The organism is Acidiphilium sp., assembly GCF_049977125.1.
Lineage (GTDB): Bacteria > Pseudomonadota > Alphaproteobacteria > Acetobacterales > Acetobacteraceae > Acidiphilium.
The window spans coordinates 1-1,880 of the sequence record NZ_JBMFGY010000339.1; the positions used below are offsets into that span (position 1 = coordinate 1).

The following is a 1,880-nucleotide window of genomic DNA, read 5'->3' on the forward strand; positions in this document are numbered from 1 at the left end:
ACCTGACCAGCCTGATACTGCCAAAAGGAGATGTCGTCCTCGCTTTGGATCGGCCACGGCCCGGAATCTCGGGGGGATCGACACATCACACCACCGCGCTCTCGGCGTGATAATGCCTTTCCGGGCGGATTTTCTGATCACAGAAAAGTGAATCTGCGCGTCTCGTTTGCATTATGCACTTGCGATCCGGGAGGAAATTCTTCGGTGCGGAGGTGTTGAGATGGATCTCGCGATTACCAGCTCCCGATCGAACGGAGACGATGGGGCCCCGCGGGCCGGCGATCTCCCATCGGTCGATATTCGCGCCCTGTTGCCGCTAGCGGCACCGACGGTTGGCCGCATGGCGCGTCTGATGGTCGCCACCTATCGGCTGAGCCGTGGCCCGGGCCGGTTGATGCCGGTTGAGTTCTTCCAGCACCGGCTTTGGGATCGCGATCTCATGCCGGGTGACCGATCGCGCTTCGTCGGGCTGGCGGCGCAGGGCCAATTCCACCGTACCGCCTGCGATTACGGCTGGCGTGCCGTTGCCGACGATAAGCTGATCTCGCAGGCAACCTTATCGACCGCCGGTATCTCCTCCCTCCCGGAAACAGTCGCGGTCGCACATCCCACCCGATGTCTGGAAGGTGCTGCGTGCTTGCGGTCGGCGGAGGATATCATCCGGTTCCTGCGCGATCCGTCGCATTATCCGTGGGTCGCCAAGCCGATCGACGGGGTCTTCAGCGTCGGTGTGATGCACGGGATATCGCTCGACCCGGCGTCTGACATGCTCTGCACGGTAACCGGTGCCAGCTTTCCAGTCCCGGCTATCGCGGCTCGCATTCATGCGTATGCCGGCGGTTATCTGATCCAGCGCGCGCTTCAACCGCTGACCGATCTTGGTCGGATTACGGGCGGGCGGCTCTGCACGGTCCGGGTGCTGGTGCTTCTCACCGAGACTGGCCCGATCATCCATCGCGCTGCCGTTAAGATTCCGATCCGTGGCAACGAGGCTGATAATTATTGGCGCGAGGGCAACCGGCTGGGCGCGATCGATCTTGCCACCGGTGAAGTCACACGGGTGATGACGGGCAAAGCCGCGTCGCTGAGGCGAGACCCGATCCATCCGGATACCGGTTGCGCGATCGAGGAGGTCGTCGTCCCGGACTGGCAGGCCCTCTGCGCCCTCGTCGTGAGGGCGGCACCATTTTTTCCAGGGATCAGGACGCAATCCTGGGACGTCGCAATTTCGGATCGGGGACCGATTTTGCTTGAACTGAACTGGGGTGGCGATCTTTATCTGCATCAGATCGCGCATGGCGCCGGCGTCCTCGACGATGCCTATTGTACGCATCTGCGCGCCTGCGGGTTCCAGGGACGACTACCGGGGTAGGGAAGGGGAGGGTAGACGGAGATGCTGTCGATCGCGCCCAGAGGAACGACCAGCCCTGCCACGCCGCTGTCGCGGCGTGAGGATCAGCTGTTGCGGCGGGCGTTCGGACGTTACGGGGTGTATGCGGAGCGCGAACCGGCGGCCGAGATCGTCAGGCGGGTTCAGGACTCCGGGCCGGGTCACTGGATCCTGTGCGACTGCCTTGGCACTGCCGGGGAGGATCGTCCGCCGGCGTTGGTCCCTGTTGCCAGCAAGCACATCCGACGCCACGCCAATGAGCGATGGCCGTCGCATGCGCCCGATTGCGATTTCTTTCGCGAGCCGGAGGAGCAGAAACGCCTCACGGCGAGTTTCAGGCTCGAAGATCAACCGCCCAGCCTGATCAAGGGTTATCCTGCGCAAGCCGAGCCCGAACGGGTTCACCTCGCCGGAGTTAGTCAGGCCGAAGAGCGCTCTCCGCTCGCCCGCCTGCTTCTCGCCCTGGTTGAAGAGGCCGGATTGCAGCGCG

2 protein-coding genes are annotated in these 1,880 nt (G+C 63.5%); both read left to right on the forward strand.

Features of this window, described 5'->3' with window-relative positions; genetic code table 11:
- Positions 1–340 precede the first annotated feature (340 nt).
- Positions 341–1,372, forward strand: a complete 1,032-nt coding sequence (locus tag ACP5E6_RS18860; protein ID WP_427956994.1) for a sugar-transfer associated ATP-grasp domain-containing protein — start codon at positions 341–343, stop codon at positions 1,370–1,372.
- A gap of 21 nt (positions 1,373–1,393) precedes the next feature.
- Positions 1,394–1,880: hypothetical protein (locus ACP5E6_RS18865; RefSeq protein ID WP_427956997.1), on the forward strand; the 487-nt coding region annotated here is incomplete at its 3' end.

Excerpts from the sequence above, each read along its gene's own strand:
- ACP5E6_RS18860 (WP_427956994.1), top strand. The coding sequence starts at position 341 with ATGGCGCGTCTGATGGTCGCCACCTATCGGCTGAGCCGTGGCCCGGGC.